This window comes from Microbacterium resistens NBRC 103078 (assembly GCF_001552355.1).
In the GTDB taxonomy this organism is placed as follows: domain Bacteria; phylum Actinomycetota; class Actinomycetes; order Actinomycetales; family Microbacteriaceae; genus Microbacterium; species Microbacterium resistens.
Window position 1 is genome coordinate 1 of the sequence record NZ_BCRA01000051.1, and the last position, 17,126, is coordinate 17,126.

Annotated in this window: 17 protein-coding genes; 12 read left to right on the plus strand and 5 right to left on the minus strand. The window is 72.1% G+C overall.

All coding sequences use genetic code 11. The features are described 5' to 3' along the window. The 3 genes from MR1_RS09720 to MR1_RS09730 form a co-directional block, all read right to left on the minus strand. Positions 1 to 1,007 (minus strand): hypothetical protein (locus MR1_RS09720; RefSeq protein WP_067245591.1); only part of this gene is annotated, 1,007 nt, incomplete at its 3' end. 39 nt (positions 1,008 to 1,046) lie between these two features. Beyond that, entirely contained in the window at positions 1,047 to 2,216 is a 1,170-nt protein-coding gene (locus tag MR1_RS09725) for a hypothetical protein (RefSeq protein WP_067245594.1), read from the minus strand. A gap of 57 nt (positions 2,217 to 2,273) precedes the next feature. Next, positions 2,274 to 3,317, minus strand: coding sequence for a hypothetical protein (locus tag MR1_RS09730; RefSeq protein WP_084344508.1), 1,044 nt, complete (start codon positions 3,315 to 3,317; stop codon positions 2,274 to 2,276). Between the two features lie 86 nt (positions 3,318 to 3,403). Here MR1_RS09730 and MR1_RS09735 point away from each other — a divergent pair, with 86 nt between their 5' ends. From MR1_RS09735 to dnaB, 11 genes are all read left to right on the plus strand, one after another. Further along, positions 3,404 to 4,420: a glycosyltransferase family 2 protein gene (locus MR1_RS09735; RefSeq protein ID WP_067245597.1), complete on the plus strand. Its 1,017-nt coding sequence runs from the start codon at positions 3,404 to 3,406 to the stop codon at positions 4,418 to 4,420. Then, positions 4,417 to 5,823, plus strand: coding sequence for a polysialyltransferase family glycosyltransferase (locus MR1_RS09740; protein WP_067245600.1), 1,407 nt, complete (start codon positions 4,417 to 4,419; stop codon positions 5,821 to 5,823). The genes MR1_RS09735 and MR1_RS09740 overlap by 4 nt, the downstream gene beginning before the upstream one ends. A gap of 74 nt (positions 5,824 to 5,897) precedes the next feature. After that, a complete protein-coding gene (locus MR1_RS09745; protein WP_067245700.1) occupies positions 5,898 to 7,118 on the plus strand; it encodes an acylneuraminate cytidylyltransferase in 1,221 nt (406 codons plus the stop codon). Between the two features lie 193 nt (positions 7,119 to 7,311). After that, the gene (locus MR1_RS09750; RefSeq protein WP_067245603.1) at positions 7,312 to 8,184 is read left to right on the plus strand and encodes an N-acetylneuraminate synthase family protein; all 873 of its coding nucleotides are present in this window, start codon (positions 7,312 to 7,314) and stop codon (positions 8,182 to 8,184) included. Then, on the plus strand, positions 8,181 to 9,584 hold the full coding sequence (locus tag MR1_RS09755) for a DUF6716 putative glycosyltransferase (RefSeq protein WP_067245607.1): 1,404 nt from the start codon (positions 8,181 to 8,183) through the stop codon (positions 9,582 to 9,584). The genes MR1_RS09750 and MR1_RS09755 overlap by 4 nt, the downstream gene beginning before the upstream one ends. Positions 9,585 to 9,873: 289 nt before the next feature. Then, positions 9,874 to 10,239 carry a 30S ribosomal protein S6 gene (gene rpsF, locus MR1_RS09760; protein ID WP_067245610.1) on the plus strand — a complete coding sequence of 122 codons (366 nt, stop codon included), beginning with the start codon at positions 9,874 to 9,876 and terminating at the stop codon, positions 10,237 to 10,239. A gap of 5 nt (positions 10,240 to 10,244) precedes the next feature. Beyond that, positions 10,245 to 10,745: a single-stranded DNA-binding protein gene (locus MR1_RS09765; protein WP_067245612.1), complete on the plus strand. Its 501-nt coding sequence runs from the start codon at positions 10,245 to 10,247 to the stop codon at positions 10,743 to 10,745. A 68-nt stretch (positions 10,746 to 10,813) separates the two neighbouring features. Continuing rightward, a complete protein-coding gene (gene rpsR, locus MR1_RS09770) occupies positions 10,814 to 11,068 on the plus strand; it encodes a 30S ribosomal protein S18 (protein WP_040168021.1) in 255 nt (84 codons plus the stop codon). Positions 11,069 to 11,080: 12 nt separating this feature from the next. After that, positions 11,081 to 11,533, plus strand: coding sequence for a 50S ribosomal protein L9 (gene rplI, locus MR1_RS09775; RefSeq protein ID WP_067245615.1), 453 nt, complete (start codon positions 11,081 to 11,083; stop codon positions 11,531 to 11,533). 116 nt (positions 11,534 to 11,649) lie between these two features. Beyond that, entirely contained in the window at positions 11,650 to 12,396 is a 747-nt protein-coding gene (locus MR1_RS09780; protein WP_067245618.1) for a SecDF P1 head subdomain-containing protein, read from the plus strand. Between the two features lie 534 nt (positions 12,397 to 12,930). Further along, positions 12,931 to 14,322 (plus strand): replicative DNA helicase, encoded by a 1,392-nt coding sequence (dnaB, locus tag MR1_RS09785; RefSeq protein ID WP_067245621.1) that lies wholly within the window; start codon positions 12,931 to 12,933, stop codon positions 14,320 to 14,322. A 16-nt stretch (positions 14,323 to 14,338) separates the two neighbouring features. Here dnaB and MR1_RS09790 read toward each other — a convergent pair whose 3' ends face one another. Both MR1_RS09790 and MR1_RS09795 read right to left on the minus strand, forming a co-directional pair. Then, complete coding sequence (locus MR1_RS09790) at positions 14,339 to 15,223, minus strand: hypothetical protein (RefSeq protein ID WP_067245624.1); 885 nt, start codon at positions 15,221 to 15,223, stop codon at positions 14,339 to 14,341. A gap of 120 nt (positions 15,224 to 15,343) precedes the next feature. Next, the gene (locus MR1_RS09795; protein ID WP_067245627.1) at positions 15,344 to 16,525 is read right to left on the minus strand and encodes an FAD-dependent oxidoreductase; all 1,182 of its coding nucleotides are present in this window, start codon (positions 16,523 to 16,525) and stop codon (positions 15,344 to 15,346) included. A 78-nt stretch (positions 16,526 to 16,603) separates the two neighbouring features. Between MR1_RS09795 and MR1_RS09800 the strand changes: the two genes are divergently transcribed. Beyond that, complete coding sequence (locus MR1_RS09800; protein ID WP_067245629.1) at positions 16,604 to 17,092, plus strand: MarR family winged helix-turn-helix transcriptional regulator; 489 nt, start codon at positions 16,604 to 16,606, stop codon at positions 17,090 to 17,092. The last annotated feature ends 34 nt before the right edge of the window (positions 17,093 to 17,126 follow it).

A 17,126-nucleotide genomic window follows, 5' to 3' on the forward strand; every position in this document is an offset into this window, starting at 1 on the left:
AGAGGGCCGGGCGCCGCGGCCGGGGGAACGGCCGGAAGCCCGCGGAGGCGGTCGTCGCGCCACCGCGCCCACTGGTCGAGCTTGGTGAGGAGCGCGCCCACGGCGCCGAACAGCCACGCCCACGTCGCCGGGTCCAGCGTGGAGGCCGGCCGCGGCGTGTAGAGGAACAGCCAGTCGTCCACGATCTCGACGTCGAGCTGCGCGGCGTGGTCGATGAAGCGCACCATCACGTCCGGGGTGAACAGGTACAGCGCGTCGCGTTCGTAGCCGGTGGGGCAGTAGAGGGAGAAGTAGCGGTCGAAGTCGCCCTCCAGCGAGAGCCGCTGCTCCTTCCGGAAGGATGCGGGCAGGTTGCTGCCCAGCGTGTTGTTGCCGAGCGCGTCGAGCACGATGTGCGGCAGCGGGACGTCCAGCTTCACGGCGACGTAGCCCCAGTGGTGGGTGGTCTGGTTCTTCCCGGATCCGGTCGTGTACTGGTGGTTGCCGAACTCGACGAACCGCGGCTGCAGCCCGCGGATCGCGTTCGACGCCGCGCGGCCCGATCCCTGGTGGAAGATCATCCCGGGCAGCGGCGGGTTCGGCACCGTGCCGATGTACGCCATGCCGTTCGCCGCGGCGAAGTGGGCGATCCGGTACTGGGCGATGCGGCGGTTGCGGATCGACCGGGAGATCGCGATCCCGATGCCGGCGCCCGCGCCGCCCACGAGCAGGAACATGACGGCCCCGCCGATGAGCGCCCCGATCCCGGCACCCGGGCCGAGCCCGCCGTCCGGAGCGCTGCCCGCGGTCGCGCCGAGGGTCACGCCGAGACCCATGGCCATGAGGAACAGGACCGGGACGACGAAGATCGCCACCGCGACGATCGCGATCACGATCCCGGCGATCTGCCCGCCCGACGTCGGGTTCTGCGCCCGCTGCGCCCGGGCGAACGCCGCGACCGCCGCGGGGTCGACGGGCTCGACGAGGGGCCGATGGTCGAAATAGCCGGGCGGCAGGGGCGTGCTCACGCCCCCACGCTAACCTGCCCGGGCCGTCGGGGACGTCAGCTAGCTCCCCGTGACGCGGAGCCAGAGCCAGACCGCTCCGACGACGACGAACACGACGACCCCGATCCACGAGCCGCTCCGTCGCAGGCGTCTCCCCGCGGGTGCGACGCCCGGAGGCGGGGCGAACGGCACGGAGAGCGGCGCGACCGGGCCCGGCACCGCCGCGCCGGAGTCGGAGGCCGGTGCGCCGGAGTCGGAGGCCGGTGCGCCGACGGGTGCCGAAGGATCCGGGGTCGCCGGCGTCCCCGTGGCCCGCAGCCGGTCGTCCCGCCACCGGGCCCACTGGTCGAGCTTCGTGAGCACGGCGGCGACCGCGGAGAACGCGGCCTGCCAGACGGGCTCCTCCAGCGTCGCGACCGGCCGCTGCGTGTACAGGAACATCCAGTCGTCCACGATCTCGACGTCGAAGTGCGCCGCGTGGTCCAGGAAGCGGACCATCACGTCCGGGGTGAACAGGTACAGCGCGTCGCGTTCGTAGCCGGCGGGGCAGTAGAGGGAGAAGTGCCGGTCGAAGTCGCCCTCCAGGGACAGCCGCTGATCCTTCGTGAACCGGGCGGGGAGGTTGGATCCGAAGAGCCCGTCGTTGGAGGACGCGTCCAGGACGATGTTCGGGAGCGGGACGTCGAGCTTGATCGCGATGTAGCCCCAGTGGTGGGTCTGAGCGTTCTTGCCCGAGCCCGTGGTGTACGTGTAGTTCCCGAACTCGACGAACCGCGGCCGGTCGCCCCGCACGAGATCCTCGGCGCGGCGGCTGTGGCCGAGGGAGAAGATCATCCCGGGCAGCGGCGGATCCGTGACGAGCGTCTCGTACGTCATGCCGTTCGCGAGGGCGAACGCGTGCAGGCGGTACCGACGGACCCACCGGGCGCGGCGCGTGGCGAGGAAGCCGATGATCGCGACGGCCGCGACGACGACGAACACCGGCACCAGCCAGCTCCCGCCGCGCGATCCGCCGAGCACGAGAGCGAGCACCGTGGACCCGACGGCGACCGCGAACCCGATGGCGATCACCGCGACGACCCACGCGAACACGCGGCCGAGCGGCACCTCCTTCTGGGCGTCGAGCGCCTTCTGTGTGCGTCGGAACTCCGCGAACACGGCGCGATCGATCGGCGCGGTGAGCGCCCGCGCATCGAACGGGGCCGACGAGGCGGCGGAGGGATCGGTCACCGGTCCACGGTAACCGGGGCCGCGCGGGGACGGAGGGGAACCCGCCGCCCTGCCGCCTCAGCGGTTGACGTCGTCGGCGTCCCAGCGGAGGTCCGCCCCCTCGCGGATCGCCAGGGCCTCGATCGCCGGGTCCGTGCACAGGGCCCGGATCAGCTCCGGGCTCCCGGCGACGACGGTGGAGTCGAAGTCGATCTCGCTCACCATCACCCAGGCGCGGTCTGCGGGCCAGAGGAGGTTCGGGTGGTGCGCCGAGGGCGGGAAGCCGTGCGCCTCGGCGATCCGGTCGCGCCACGGCACGTCAAGGATCCAGTCCGGGTCGGAGAAGGAGCGCGGTGACGCGGTGAACAGCACGTACTCCCGCCCGGGAAGCTCCAGCCGCGGTCCTTCCGAGATCTCGCGGGACAGGATCCCCTCCCGCCACTGCGCCTTGCGGAAGGGGTTGTTGAACGGGTCGTGCGTGCTCTCGGCGAGCATCGCGGCGTGCGCGTTCTCCGCGGGGTCGTCCGAGAACGCGAGGAACGATCGGCCGTTGCTGCCGTACGCGCCCAGGAGTCCGCCGTAGCCTGCCCACACGCCGGCGACGCCCTCCTCGGGGGTCGACGTGTGCGCGGCCAGGTGCGCCGCCACCGGGGCGAGGTCCTCGGGAGACAGGTCGCCCTCGGCCGGCGCCGTGAACTCGCGTCCGTCCGGCGCGTGCCGGGTGCGCCAGTCGCCGTCCGCCGGCGTGCGCACGAGGTGCTGCCACTGGGCGAGAGCATGCACCGTGGTCCCGAACGCCGCGGCGGTCTCCGCCCAGGTCGCGCGTCGGTCCTCCGTCAGGCCGACCAGCCGCTCGCGCTCGTCCTCGGTCATCGCGTCCCACTCCTCCGCGGTGGGGACCGGGCGATCGGGCAGCGTACGGACGACGGCGGGATGGAGGATCCGCGCGTAGGCGGGATATCCGCGGGGCACCACGCCGTGCATCGTCGCGTACCCGTCGTCGAGCCGTTCGCGGAGCCAGCCTCCCGCGGCGGCGGGATCGGGGATCCAGGCGGACGCGGGGCCGTGGCCGTCCCGGGATCGGTCGGCGGGGCGGTCGGATCCGGTCGCGGGGGAGCTCATGCCCCCACGCTACGCAGGCCCGGTCCGGTGCGCACGCGTCATCCGCCGTTCACCTCTCCGTCTCCGGCCCGTCAGCCGTCCGCGCCATGATCGACGCCGTCCCGTCCCCATCGTTCTGGAGCCCTGTGCGCGCACCGCTGGTCACCGTCGTGCTCCCCGCCAAGGACGCGGGGGCGTACATCGGCACCGCGCTGGAGACGCTGACCCGTCAGTTCGACGATCCTCGCGATCTTCAGCTCGTCGCGATCGACGACGGCTCCGCGGACGACACCGGCGCGCTCATGGCGCATTACGCCCAGCGGTTCCCGCACGCCGAGGTGATCCGCAACGACCATCCGCTCGGCCTCGCGACCGCCCGGAACCAGGGGCTCGACCGCGTGGCCGCGGACGCGTTCTGCTTCCTGGACGGCGACGACTGGATGCAGCCGCGCCGGCTGCCCGTGCTCCATGCGGCGCTGCGCATGCAGGAGTGCGACTTCGTCCGCACCGATCACGTGACGGTCACGGAGGGGGAGAGGGCCCTCGTGCGCGCGCCCTTCACGCGTCGCGGAGTACCCGCGGATCCCCGGGACGGCGTCCTCCCCGAGGACGACACGACCATGGTCGACTATCCGTATGCCTGGGCGGGCATGTTCCACCGGCGGCTCATCGACTCCGGTGTCGCCCGGTTCCGGGACGGGCTCTTCACCGCCGAGGACCGGCCGTGGATCTGGAGGCTCCACCTGGAGGCGACCTCGTTCGCGGTGGTGGACGCGCCCCACCTCCTGTACCGCCGCGGCATGGACGGCTCGCTGTCGCGCACGACCGACCGGCGTCAGCTCGACGTGGTTCCCGCGCTCGCCGAGGTGATCGACCTCGTCCGCACCGACAGAGATGCCGAGCGCCTGCTTCCGAAGGCGGTGGTCACCGTGCTCGCGCTCAGCTCGCACCACCTGGTCCGCGCCCGGCGGATGGAGGCGGGGGTGCGCCGTGAGCTCCGCGCGGGGATCCGCGGGCTGCTGGCGCGCCTCCCGGCGGAGGAGGTCCGCGCCGCGATCCCGAGGATCGGCGGCCCCCGCCGGCGAGTGCTGGCGCGCCTCCTGCGAGAGGCGGAGCACGGATGATCGACGTCTTCGCGCTGCACAGCCCGTACGGCCTCATGACGGCCGCCGCCGCCATCGACGCGGCGCTGGTCCCTCCGGCGGCCGTCGCTGACGGCGCGGTCGTCGCTCCCCGACGGGTGCTCCTCGCCGTGGGGTCGTCGGCGGTGCCGGAGACCGCGCCCGACCTCGCGGCGGATCCCGCGTGGCGCACGCTCCGGGACCGGTTCGATCGCGTCGAGTCGCTGAACGCTCTCGTGGACCCGCACCACCCGCGCGACTGGACCCCCGCGGAGCAGGATCATCCGATGCTCGGCCGCCTGCTGCGGCGGGCGTGGGACGCGGAGACCGAGCGGATCCGCCTGTTCGTGCAGAGCCCGCAGGTGGCGCCGGCGCGCACGCTGATGGCCCTCTTCGACCAGGCCGAGATCCTCGTCGTGGGCGACGGGCTGATGACCTACTCTCCGATCCGCGACCGGCTGCCTCGTCAGGTCACGGAGCGGATCGCCGGCGTGATCCACGCCGACGTGGTCCCGGGGGTCGTGCCGCTGGTGTTCGTCGAGACCGGGGCTCCGCGGATCCCGGTGCCCTCGTCCGCCCTGCGCGCGGTGATCGACGAGGTCGACGCCGGATCCGACGCGCCCGTCCGTCCTGCCGGGGGAGAACCGGTCGCCCTCGTGCTCGGGCAGTACCTGGCCGCGCTCGGCCTCGCCACTGAGGCGGAGGAGCAGGAGATGCAGGCGCAGATGGTCGATCGCGCCGCCGAGTGGGGTGTCGCGGGGATCGTCTTCAAGCCCCACCCCGCCGCGACGGCGGGTCTGGTCTCGCACGTGCGGGAGCGCGCCGCCGCGCACGGTCTGACCTTCGCCGTCCACGAGGGCGACGAACCGGCCGAGCTCGTCGCCCTCCGGATCGGCGCCGAGGGGGTCGTCGCGGGCTTCTCCACCGCGCTGCCCACCGTGCAGACGCTCTTCGGCGTCCGGATCGCGTCCGCCGGCACGCGGACGGTGCTGCGCGGGCTGACCCCGTATGAGAACAGCAACCGCGTCCCGGCCACGATCGTCGACGCGCTCACACGGCGGCGGTCGCCGTACGCGCGCCCGGAGGACCTGCAGCTCCTCGTCGACGCCGTCGGGTACTGCATGCGGCCGCGGATCCTCGCGGCGCTGCGTCCTCGGGCGGAGGAACTGCTGCGGCGACTCGGCCGCGTGGAGATCGCGCGGTACTTCGATCCCGAGCGCCTTGCCGCGCTCGATCTTCCCGGCGCCCCGGCGCCGACGTGGCGCGATCGGGCCCGCCGCCGGGTCGGGCTCGGCCCCGCGCTCGTGGACACGGGGGGCGTCTCGCGGCTGGAGCAGGTGGGGCTGACGATCCAGGGCGCGCGCCGGCGCGCGGCCCGCGTATGGAGGACGGTGCGAGGGCGATGACGACGGGGACGCCCCACGGGGCGGATGCCGGGGGTACGGGTGCGCGCGGGCCGATCGACGAGCGGGGCTCTCTCGTGAGTGCGGGGAGCGCGGACACGACGCCGCGGGGTCTCACGGCCGCGATCATCCCGGCGCGCGGCGGGTCCCGCGGCATCCCGCGCAAGAACCTGCAGCGCGTGGGAGGTCTGACGCTCGTGGAACGCGCCGTCCGCGCCGCGGCCGCGGCGGAGGGCGTCGACCTCGTCGTCGTCTCGACGGACGATCCGGAGATCGCCGCGGTCGGACGCGCCGCCGGCGCCCGCGTGGTGGATCGCCCGGCCGACCTCGCGAGCGACACGGCGTCGTCGGAGAGCGCGCTCCTGCACGCTCTGGACGAGCTGGAGGCTGCGGGGCTCGGGATCGAGGTCGTGGTGTTCGTCCAGGCGACCTCGCCGTTCCTCCCCGTGGACGGGATCGCTCGTGCCGTGGCGGATATCCGCTCCGGCCGTTTCGACAGCGTCTTCGCCGCGCACGAGACGTACGGGTTCCTCTGGCGGCGCGGGCCGGACGGCACGGCTGAAGCCGTGAACCACGACGCCGCCTTCCGACCGCGCCGGCAGGACCGCGCGCCGGACCACCTCGAGACCGGCGCCTTCTACGCCTTCCGTGCCGACGGCTTCCGCGCCGCGCAGCATCGCTTCTTCGGGCGGATCGGGGTCGTCGTCGTGCCCGAGAGCACGGCGATCGAGATCGACGTCCCCGCCCAGCTCGCGGCGGCCGACGCGCTGGCCGGCGTCCTGGCTCCCGCGTCTCCGGGAGGAGGATCGCCCGGTCCGATCGGAGGCGAGCCGGTTCCTGCCCGTGCGCTGGTGACGGACTTCGACGGGGTGCACACCGACGACACCGCCTGGGTGGACCAGGACGGGCGGGAGAGCGTCCGGGTGAGCCGGGAGGACGGCATGGGCGTGGCCCGGCTGCGGGCGGCGGGTGTGCCGGTTCTCATCCTCTCCACCGAGGTCAATCCGGTCGTGTCCCGGCGTGCGGAGAAGCTCGGGGTCCCCGTCCTTCAGGCGGTGGGCGACAAGGGGGCCGCGCTCGCCGCGTGGGCGCGGGAGCAGGGGGTGGATCTCGCGGACGTGGCGTACGTCGGCAACGACGTGAACGATCTCGGCGCCCTCCGGATCGCGGGATGGCCGGTCGCGGTCGCGAACGCGCATCCCGACGTGCGGGCGGCGGCCCGGGTCGTCCTCGCCCGCTCCGGCGGGTCCGGCGCGGTCCGCGAGATCGCCGAGCGCATCCTCGCGTCCGGTCGTTGAGCGAGCGCAGCGAGTCGAAACACTCTCGCCTCCGGTCTCGCGTCCGGTCGTTGAGCGAGCGCAGCGAGACGAAACGCCCCCGCCCTGCGCACCGCTCCGGACCCGACACGCACGCGTCGCCGCGGAGACACGCCGGCGTCGCTCGGTGTTCACCCCCGGTGCGTAAGCCGGAGGGGAGCGAACGGAGACGCACATGACCGTCAGCATCGGATCGCGCGTGGTGGGCGGGGGGAACCCGGTCTACGTGATCGCCGAGATCGGCCTGAACCACAACGGCGACGTCGAGCTCGCCAAGAAGCTCATCGACGTCGCGGCCGCCGCGGGAGCGGACGCCGTCAAGTTCCAGAAGCGCACCCCGGAGATCGCCACGCCCGAGCACATGCGCGACACCCTGCGCGAGACGCCGTGGGGCACCATGACCTACCTGGACTACCGCCGGCGGGTGGAGTTCGGGCGCGACGAGTACATCGAGATCGGCGACCACGCGACTCTCGCCGGCCTGCACTGGTTCGCCTCGCCGTGGGACGTCCCGAGCGTCCGCTTCCTGGAGGAGCTCGGCGTGGTGGCGCACAAGGTCGCGTCGGCGAGCCTCACCGACCTCGAGCTGCTCGCGGCCCTGCGAGACACCGGCAAGCCCGTCATCCTCTCGACGGGGATGTCCACCATCCCGCAGATCGATCGCGCGCTGGAGGTGCTCGGCACCGACCGGCTCATCCTGATGCACGCGACCTCGACCTATCCGATGGAGCCGGAAGAGGCCAACCTCAAGGTCATCCCCGCTCTGCGCGACCGCTACGCCGGCGTCCCCGTGGGCTACTCGGGTCATGAGCGGGGCCTGCAGATCTCGCTGGCGGCGGTCGCCCTCGGCGCCGTGGCGGTGGAGCGGCACATCACGCTGGATCGGGCGATGTGGGGATCCGATCACGCCGCATCACTGGAGCCGACCGGATTGGAGCGCCTCGTGCGGGACATCCGCGTCATCGAGACGGCGCTCGGCGACGGGGTCAAGCGCGTGTTCCCGGGAGAGCACGCGCCGATGGCGAAGCTGCGCCGGGTCCCGGCATGAGCCTGACCGAGCTCGTCGCGCAGGTGGCGCGTCCGGTGATCACGGGCATGTCGCGACCGGATCCGGTGCGTCCGCCCGCCGGCACGGCGGTGCGGCGCGTGGTCGTGATCGCGGACGCCGACTCGTTCGTGAAGTGGGGCGCGGCGCTGGTCGACGAGGTGCGCGGGATCAGCGCGCACCTGCTCCTCGTGCGCACGCCGCTGCGCGTGAGCGGCGACCAGGAGCGCGCGGCGGTCGCCGGGACCCGATTCGCGGCCCCCGGCGCCCGGACGCGGATCGACCTCCGGGAACTGCGCGGCTGGCTGGACTGGGATCGCCCGGACGTCGTGGTGCTCGCGGGCCGCGGCCCGCTCATCCGTCTGCTCCAGCGCGAGATCGACCGGCTCGTCGAGCGCCCCGTGGTCGTCACCGGGCTCCCCGGGGCGTCGGTGCCGGCGCTGCGCGGCGCGCTGTCCTATCGCGCGCACAGCGATCTCGTCGTGGTGCACTCGCACCGCGAGCGCCGCGCCTACCGCGAGCTCGCGCGACGGATCCGCGTCGACGTGCCCATCGCCCTCGCCACGCTGCCCTTCGCCCGGACGACGGGCGGCCCCGGCGCGTCCGTGGCGGAGCCGGCGACGGACCTCGTCTTCGCCGCGCAGGCGCTCGTGCCCTCCTCCCGAGAAGACCGTGCACGGATCGCGGGGATCCTGCGGCGGGCGGCCCTGGCCGATCCCTCCCGACGCGTGGTCGTCAAGCTCCGCGCCCGGCCGGGCGAGCCGCAGACCCACGCCGAACGCGACGGCTATCCGGAGCTGATCGCCGCCATCGGTCCGGTGCCGCCGAACCTGGTGTTCTCGTACGGCTCGATGCGGGATGCCCTCGCGCGGGCCGAGGGCCTCGTGACGGTCGGATCGACGGCGGCCGTCGAGGCGATCGCGGCCGGGGTCCCCGTGATCGCCCTGGATCTGTTCGGCTTCGACAAGGCGCTGCTGAACACCGTCTTCGCGGACTCCGGACTGCGCGGAGGGGAGGAGGACGTGGTCGCCCGCCGCTTCCGTCACCCGGATCCGAGCTGGCTCACGCAGAACTACTTCCACGACCCGGCGGAGTCGGACTGGTGGGCGACGACCCGGGAGCTGGTCGCGCAGCGTCGTCGCGGCGCGCTGGCTCCGCGGACGGCACCCGCGCCGCGCGGTGGGCCGCTCCACGCGGCCTGGCAGCGCAAGAGCGTGCTCGGCGCCGAGGACCGCACGCTCTCCGGAGCCGTCGCCCTCGTGCTCGGCACCCCGGTCGTGCGTGCGATCGTCGCCGTGCGGCGGTGGCGCGGGCGTCGCGGGATCGGATCCTGGACGCACGCCGCGAGCGACTTCACCCTCTCGCCCTCTCCGCACCGCGACCGCATCCGCCCCGCCCGCTGATCCCCTGCTCCCCGCCTGCCCCCTCTCGTCCTGCGGAGATCGCGCGCGGAGTTCACATGGATCTGCGGAGTTCGCACGGATCTGCGGAGATCCAAGGCGGATTCGTCCGCAAGGTGGGGGTTCTCCGTGAGAGCCCGACGGGTGCGGTCAGCGGGGCGGGGGGATCTCCGCTAGACTGTTGTGGTTGTCTGCCCGGGAGTCATCGACTCCGAACGGCGGACACGTGCAACACACCCTCCTGCTTCCGGGAAAGTCCCGGGAGCCGTTCTAGTCCGAAGGAGGTGGGTAAGTGACGCACCAGTACGAGCTCATGGTCATTCTGACCCCTGAGCTGGACGAGCGCCAGGTTGCCCCCAACCTCGACAAGTTCCTGAAGGTCATCACGAACGATGGTGGCTCGATCGACAAGGTCGACGTCTGGGGCAAGCGCCGTTTCGCCTACGAGATCAACAAGAAGAGCGAGGGCATCTACGCCGTCGTCAACTTCACCGCGACGAGCGAGGCCACGCAGGAGCTCGACCGCCAGCTCAAGCTGAGCGAGCTCGTGTTCCGCACCAAGGTCCTGCGCGCCGAGGAGGCCCAGGCCATGGTCGCCGCCGAGGCGAAGCGCGCCGAGGAGAAGGCCGCCCGCAAGCCCAAGGTCGCGAAGGCGTAATCCCCATGGCCGGCGAAACCGTCATCACCGTGGTGGGCAACCTCACCGCCGACCCCGAGCTGCGCTACACGCAGAACGGGCTGCCGGTGGCGAACTTCACCATCGCGTCGACGCCGCGCACCTTCGATCGTCAGGCGAACGAGTGGAAGGACGGCGAAGCGCTGTTCCTCCGCGCGTCGGTCTGGCGCGAGTTCGCCGAGCACGTGGCGGGTTCGCTGACGAAGGGCATGCGCGTCGTGGCCCAGGGTCGTCTGCGCCAGCGTTCCTACCAGGACCGCGAGGGCAACAACCGCACCGCGATCGAACTGGAGGTCGACGAGATCGGCCCCTCGCTCCGCTACGCGACGGCGCAGGTCACCCGCGCCGCCTCGGGGGGAGCCGGTGGCGGTGGCGGTCAGCGCCCGCAGCAGCAGCAGGTGTCGGAGGAGCCGTGGTCGACGCCCGGCTCGTCCAGCGCCGATGCGTGGTCGACGCCCGGCAGCTTCGGCGACGACACGCCCTTCTGATCCCAAACTTCTGAGTCCGGTCCTGAGCCCGTCGAGGGGCCGGAGTCTTCATCACCTAAGGAAATCTCATGGCTGGAAAGTCGAGCGGCGACCGCCGCAAGCCGCGGAAGGGCGCGAAGAACGCCGCTCCCGCGAAGTCCATCCGCGTGGGTGTCATCGACTACAAGGACGTCGCGACCCTCCGCAAGTTCATCTCGGAGCGCGGCAAGATCCGCGCCCGTCGCATCACCGGAGTCTCGGTGCAGGAGCAGCGTCTGATCGCCAAGGCGATCAAGAACGCGCGCGAGATGGCGCTCCTGCCCTACGCCGGCGCCGGCCGCTAAGGGGTACCGACAATGGCAAAGCTGATTCTCACGAACGAGGTCGCCGGGCTCGGTAGCGCTGGCGACGTCATCGAGGTCAAGAACGGGTACGCCCGCAACTACCTCATCCCGCAGGGCTTCGCCGTCGCGTGGACGCGCGGTGGCGAGAAGCAGGTCGAGCAGATCCGCTCGGCTCGCCAGGCCCGTGCGATCCACGACCGCGAAGAGGCCGTGGCGCTCAAGGACAAGCTGCAGGCCGCCAAGGTCCGCCTCGCCGTCAAGGCGGGCGCCGAGGGTCGTCTGTTCGGTTCCGTCAAGACCGGTGACGTCGCGGACGCCGTCGAGGCCGCCGGCATCGGCGCGATCGACAAGCGCAAGGTGCACATCACCTCGCCGATCAAGTCGGTCGGCGAGCACGAGGCCACCGTCCGTCTCCACGAGGACGTGACCGCGGTCATCACCCTTCAGGTCGTCGCCGCCAAGTAAGCGCGACGCCGTACGACAGCCCCCGGGTCCTCGGACCCGGGGGCTTCGTCGTGTCGGCCGTCCACGAAACCCGCCAGCGCCTGACGGACGCCAGCGCGCGTGACTAGGATCCGACCATGCGTCGATCGATCCGTCCGGCCGTCCTCGCGTTCGTCGCCGTCCTGGGAGGTGTGCTCGGCGGCGCCCTCGCCGGATGCTCCGCCATAACCCCGGAGCCGCCACTGAGCGAGGTCGTGCTCGACGTGCCCGCCGGGAGCGCCGACGCCGCCCGAGAGGCGCTGGAGGAGCGTCTGGAGGCCGCCGGGATGGAACGCGTCTCGGTGGCGGCGGACGGGGAGCGCGTGACCGTGCGGTTCGCGCCGGACACCGTGGGGGTCGCCGATGACGTCTTCACCACTCCTGGAGTGCTGGCGATCCGGCCGGTGACCGCTCCTGCGGCCGATCCGCTGCCGGACTGCGTCAACGCGACCCCGCAGGAGGCGTGCCAGGCGGAGACGCCGGACGGAGAACTGCTGCGGCTCGGCCCGTCGGACGTCGCCGGCCACGCCGTGGACGGTGTCGAGGCGCGGATCGAGCAGGGCGAGTGGGTCGTGCTGCTGGACCTCACCGACGCGGGCGGGGCGGCGATGGAAGTGTTGACCGGTGCGCTCGCCTGTGCCGAGGACCAGGCCCTGCCCCGGATGGCGGTCCTACTGGACGGAGGGATCCTGACGGCGCCGTCGCTCTTCCTGGAGTGCGGGGATGCTCTGACGACGGAGATCCAGTTCTCCGGCATGAAGGATCGGCAGGACGCGATGCGCACGGCCGCTCTCCTCGCCGCGGAGCTTCCCGAGGGCGTGACGATCGTCTCCGCGACGCCCTGAGCGGTCGCAGCGCCGAGACGATCGGTATCCTGCCCCGGCGTGTCGCGGCGTCTTCCGCATGATCACGCGGGAGACGCGCCCGGTGCGGATCCGAGCTTGACAAGAGGGGCCGCCATCCCCTTGTTCTCCCCAGGTTGTGCACATGACGTTCGACGTCGCGACAACCTTCAATCCCCGCTTTAAGCGGGAATCCATCCACAGGCTGGGGAAAGCACTAATCCCTGGTCACGCAGAATTAAAAAGTCCGGACTCACCGACATCCACCGCGTTGTCCACAGGCGCTGTTCACAGACACACCCAAGTTCTTCGCAACCTCTCCACAGAGTTATCCACAGGGTGTGTTGCGGGTGTGGAATCGCCCTCCTAGCCTGAGTCACACGCGATGTCGGTGGTCCGTGATCTGCTGTGCGGAGTCCGGTCCACATCACGCGTTCGGGATCCCGGGTCGGACACCGAGCGCAACCGCGCCCCAGCGCGGGCGAGGCGTTCGCGAGCGTTCGAGGCGTGCATGACGCGCGCAGAAGGGGGAGCGGTTTGTCGATCGCCGACATCTCGGAGGAGCGACTCGGACGAGGGCGCGAGCCGGAGCGCACCCCGCCGCACGACCTCATCGCCGAGCAGAGCACCCTGGGCGGCATGCTGCTGTCGAAGGACGCCGTCGCCGACGTGATCGAGACCCTCCGCGGCACCGACTTCTACATCCCCAAGCACGAGCTGATCTTCGAGGCGATCCTCTCGCTGTACTCGCACGGCGAGCCCACGGACGTGATCGCCGTCGGCGACGAGCTCGTCAAGACGGGCAACCTGCAGCGCGCCGGCGGCATCGACTACCTGCACACCCTCACCTCGATCGTCCCCACCGCGGCCAACGCGGGCTACTACGCGGGGATCGTGTCCGAGCGCGCCATCCTGCGCAAGCTCGTCGACGCCGGAACCCGCATCGTGCAGATGGGCTACGACGGGCAGGGCGACGCGACCGACCTCGTCAACACGGCGCAGGCCGAGATCTACTCCGTGACCGGCACCGAGACGACCGAGGACTACGTGCCGCTCACCGTGGCGGTCGACGCCGCCGTGGAGGAGATCGAGGCCGCGAACGGCCGCGACGGGACCATGACCGGCGTCCCGACCGGTTTCCGCGAGCTCGACGAACTCACCAATGGGCTGCACGGCGGTCAGATGATCGTCGTGGCGGCGCGTCCGGCCATGGGTAAGTCGACGCTCGCGCTGGACTTCGCACGCGCGGCGTCGATCGGCCACAACATGCCCTCCATCTTCTTCTCGCTGGAGATGGGCAAGAGCGAGATCGCCATGCGTCTGCTCAGCGCCGAGGGCGCCGTGCCGCTGCAGAACATGCGCAAGGGCACGCTCGACCAGCGCGACTGGACGACGGTGGCGGCGACCCGCGGGCGGATCAACGACGCCCCCCTGTACATCGACGACAGCCCCAACATGACCCTGGTCGAGATCCGCGCGAAGTGCCGCCGGCTCAAGCAGCGCGCCGGTCTCAAGATGGTCATCATCGACTATCTGCAGCTCATGACGAGCGGCAAGCGCGTCGAGTCGCGTCAGCAGGAGGTCTCCGAGTTCTCGCGTGCGCTCAAGCTGCTCGCGAAGGAGCTCCAGGTGCCGGTGATCGCGCTCAGCCAGCTGAACCGTGGTCCCGAGCAGCGGCAGGACAAGAAGCCCGCGATCAGCGACCTGCGAGAGTCGGGATCGATCGAGCAGGACGCCGACATGGTGATCCTGCTGCACCGTGACTCCGTCTACGACAAGGACGTCCGTCCTGGCGAGGCGGACCTGATCGTGGCGAAGCACCGTAACGGCCCCACGGCGACGATCCAGGTCGCCTTCCAGGGCCACTTCTCCCGCTTCGCCGACATGGCCCCCGACTTCAACGGCGGTGGCGGCGGCGACTTCGGCTGAGTACCGCCGTGCGGGGTCAGCGCGGTTCCCGTGCCCAGGCGTCCGCGAGCCGCTGGCGCAGGGCCGGGAGCTCGATGCCGGGGTCAGTCACGAGGGGGTTCAGGACCGCGGCACCGCCGATGTAGGCGCGAGGGCGCGGCGGAGGCAGGGGAGTGCGGAGCCCGTCCAGGTACGTGCGTTCCCCGACGCTGAGGACCTCGTCCGGCAGGGGCAGGCCTCGGCGCAGGGCGGCGGCGCACAGGCCGAGGATGAGAATGGGGACGTCGGAGAGCCCCTTGTAGCGGTCACGGATCCACCTGCTGCGCCGGGCGTGCGAGCGGAAGGCGCGGATGGCCTCGCGGAAGGCCGGGGCGTCCTCCCGGAGGATCGCCTGCAGCGCCTGCACCAGCGCCGCGGTCGCGCGGGGGAGGTTCTCCGCCGGAAGGTCGCGGGCGGGCGCCTCGCCCGTGAGCACGGCGTGGACGAGGTTCTGGAGGATCGGGACGTCGGGGTCGCCGGTCCAGCTGCCGGCGTCGATCGGCGCCGAGCGGGCGGCGTCGTAACGGATCATCGCCTCGTCGTCGGCGGCGAAGCCGAGGAGCGGATCCGTGAGGCCCACGCCGCCCCCGAACGGAGGGACCGCCACCCGGCTCACCGCGCGAAGGCGGAGGTAGTCGACGGCGTGATCGCGGAACCGTGCCGGGTCGTGGCGGAGGCTCGCGGCGAGGACCGGTCCGAGGTGCTGCTCCGGCGACTGCAGGTTCAGGACCACGAGCGCCTGCGGGTCGAGGGCGGCGACGAATCCCGGACGCGTCGCGGCGAACCGGGTCCCGGCGCGGTCCGGTCCGGTCACCCTCCGGAGCACCTCGTCGACCTCGGTCTCGATCGCCGACACCGCGTCCGCCGCTGATCCCGCGTCCATCCCGCGCTTCCCTCCTGCTCGGCGGGCGAGGGAGCTGCGGCCGCCGGGGGCGGACATCAGCTTGCCAGAAGCTCCGGCACAGAAGCTCCGGCACAGGGGATCCCGCTCAGGCCGGTCGGCTCAGTCCCACGGCACGGTGTGGTTGTAGAGATGGTTGTTGCGGGTGTCCCGCATCGCGCCGCGGAGGAACAGGGGCAGCAGGGCGTCGCGCATCAGGATCGCGAGGCGTGACGACGTCACCTTCTTCTGCTTGCTAATCGCGCTCGCGTACGCGACGACCTCCTCGGCCCGCGGCTGACGCTGCGCCTGGTACCGCGCGAACGCTCGTTCGTGATCCGGGTCGTCGCGCAGGCACAGGGCGAGCGTCGCCGCGTCCTCCAGGGCGAGGGAGGCGCCTTGGCCGGCGCTGGGCGAGGTGGCGTGCACCGCGTCGCCGATCGCGACCACGCGCCCCCGATGCCAGTGCGCCACATGGGGGAGCTCGTAGATGCCGTAGGCGCCGACGGGCCCGGTGACGGCGTCGAGGATCTGCGGGACGGGGAACGGATCATCGGCGTGCAGGCCGCGGAGCTCGTCGATCCACTCCTCGACAGGCCTCGTCCGGAGCGCCTCGCGGTCGATCTCCGCATGGGTCGGGTTCGCGAACCAGTACACGGTGCCGTCGTCACGGACGAGGTAGCCGAAGAACCCGCGGATGCCGAACACCATCGTCTGCGTGAACGGGGTCGGGGCGAGGCCGTCGACCCGTGCGAACCCGCCGATGCTCATGAGTCCCGTGTACGCCGGTTCGGGCGCCTGCGGATCGATCCACCGTCGCGTCGGGGACCCGATGCCGTCGGCTCCGACGAGGATGTCGCCGGTCGCCCGGCGGCCGTCCGCGAAACGGGCCGTCACCCCGTCCGCGTCCTCGACGATCCGTTCGAGCCGGGCATCCCACGTGGTCGGGACGCCCGCGGCCTCGGTGCCCTCGCGGAGCACGGCGTTGAGCCATTCGCGCCGGACGACGGCGCTGCCGCGCTCCGGCTCGCCCGCGGGCCCGTTCGGGACGACGCCGAGCGTGCGTCCTCGTCCGCTGCGCATCTGCATGTAGGGGCAGGGGTGCGCGTCGGTGAGGAGCCGGTCGCGCAGGCCGAGCGTGTCGAGCACGGCGAGCCCGTTGGTCGCGACGTTGAGGAAGAGCCCGCCGAACGCATCCGGGGCGGGACGCGCTTCGAAGATCTCGGCCTCCCATCCTGCGCGTCGGAGGAACAGGGCGGCGGCGGGCCCCGCGACGCCGCCGCCGATGATGAGCGCCTTGGGCATCGGATCTGCCTTTCGATAGTCTGGTAGGAGAGCGAGAGTCTCTAAGAGCGAGTCTCTCGATATTAGAGAGGTTATCAGATGGGGGAGCCGTCTGCACGGCGTGCCGCGGCGATCGCGCGTCAGGGCGAGGCGATGCAGGAGTTCATGGCGCGAGCGGTGCTGTTCCAGGACGCGGTCGCGCGCTCGGCCGGGCTGAACAGCACGGACCTGCAGGCGGTCGGGATCCTCCTGCGCAACGGGCCCGCGACGCCGGGCGAGCTGGCCGCGCGGACCGGGCTCACCGCGGGCGGCGCCGTCACCGCGATGATCGATCGGCTGGAGCGCGCGGGATACGTCCGGCGGACGCGGGACGAGAACGACCGGCGGCGCGTGATCGTGACCGCCGACCCGGCCGCCGTGCAGACCGGCGTCGGCCCGGTCTACGGCCGGGTCGCGGAGAGGTGGAACGCCTATCTCGACACGCTCGACGACGAGCAGATCGAGTTCGCCGCCGACCTGCTCGCCCGGGCCGCCGAGCTCAACCGCGTGGAGACGGACCTGCTTCGGCAGGGCGGCGACCCCGGGTGAGCCGGGCGTAGGGCTCGTCCCGGGGTCGCAGGCG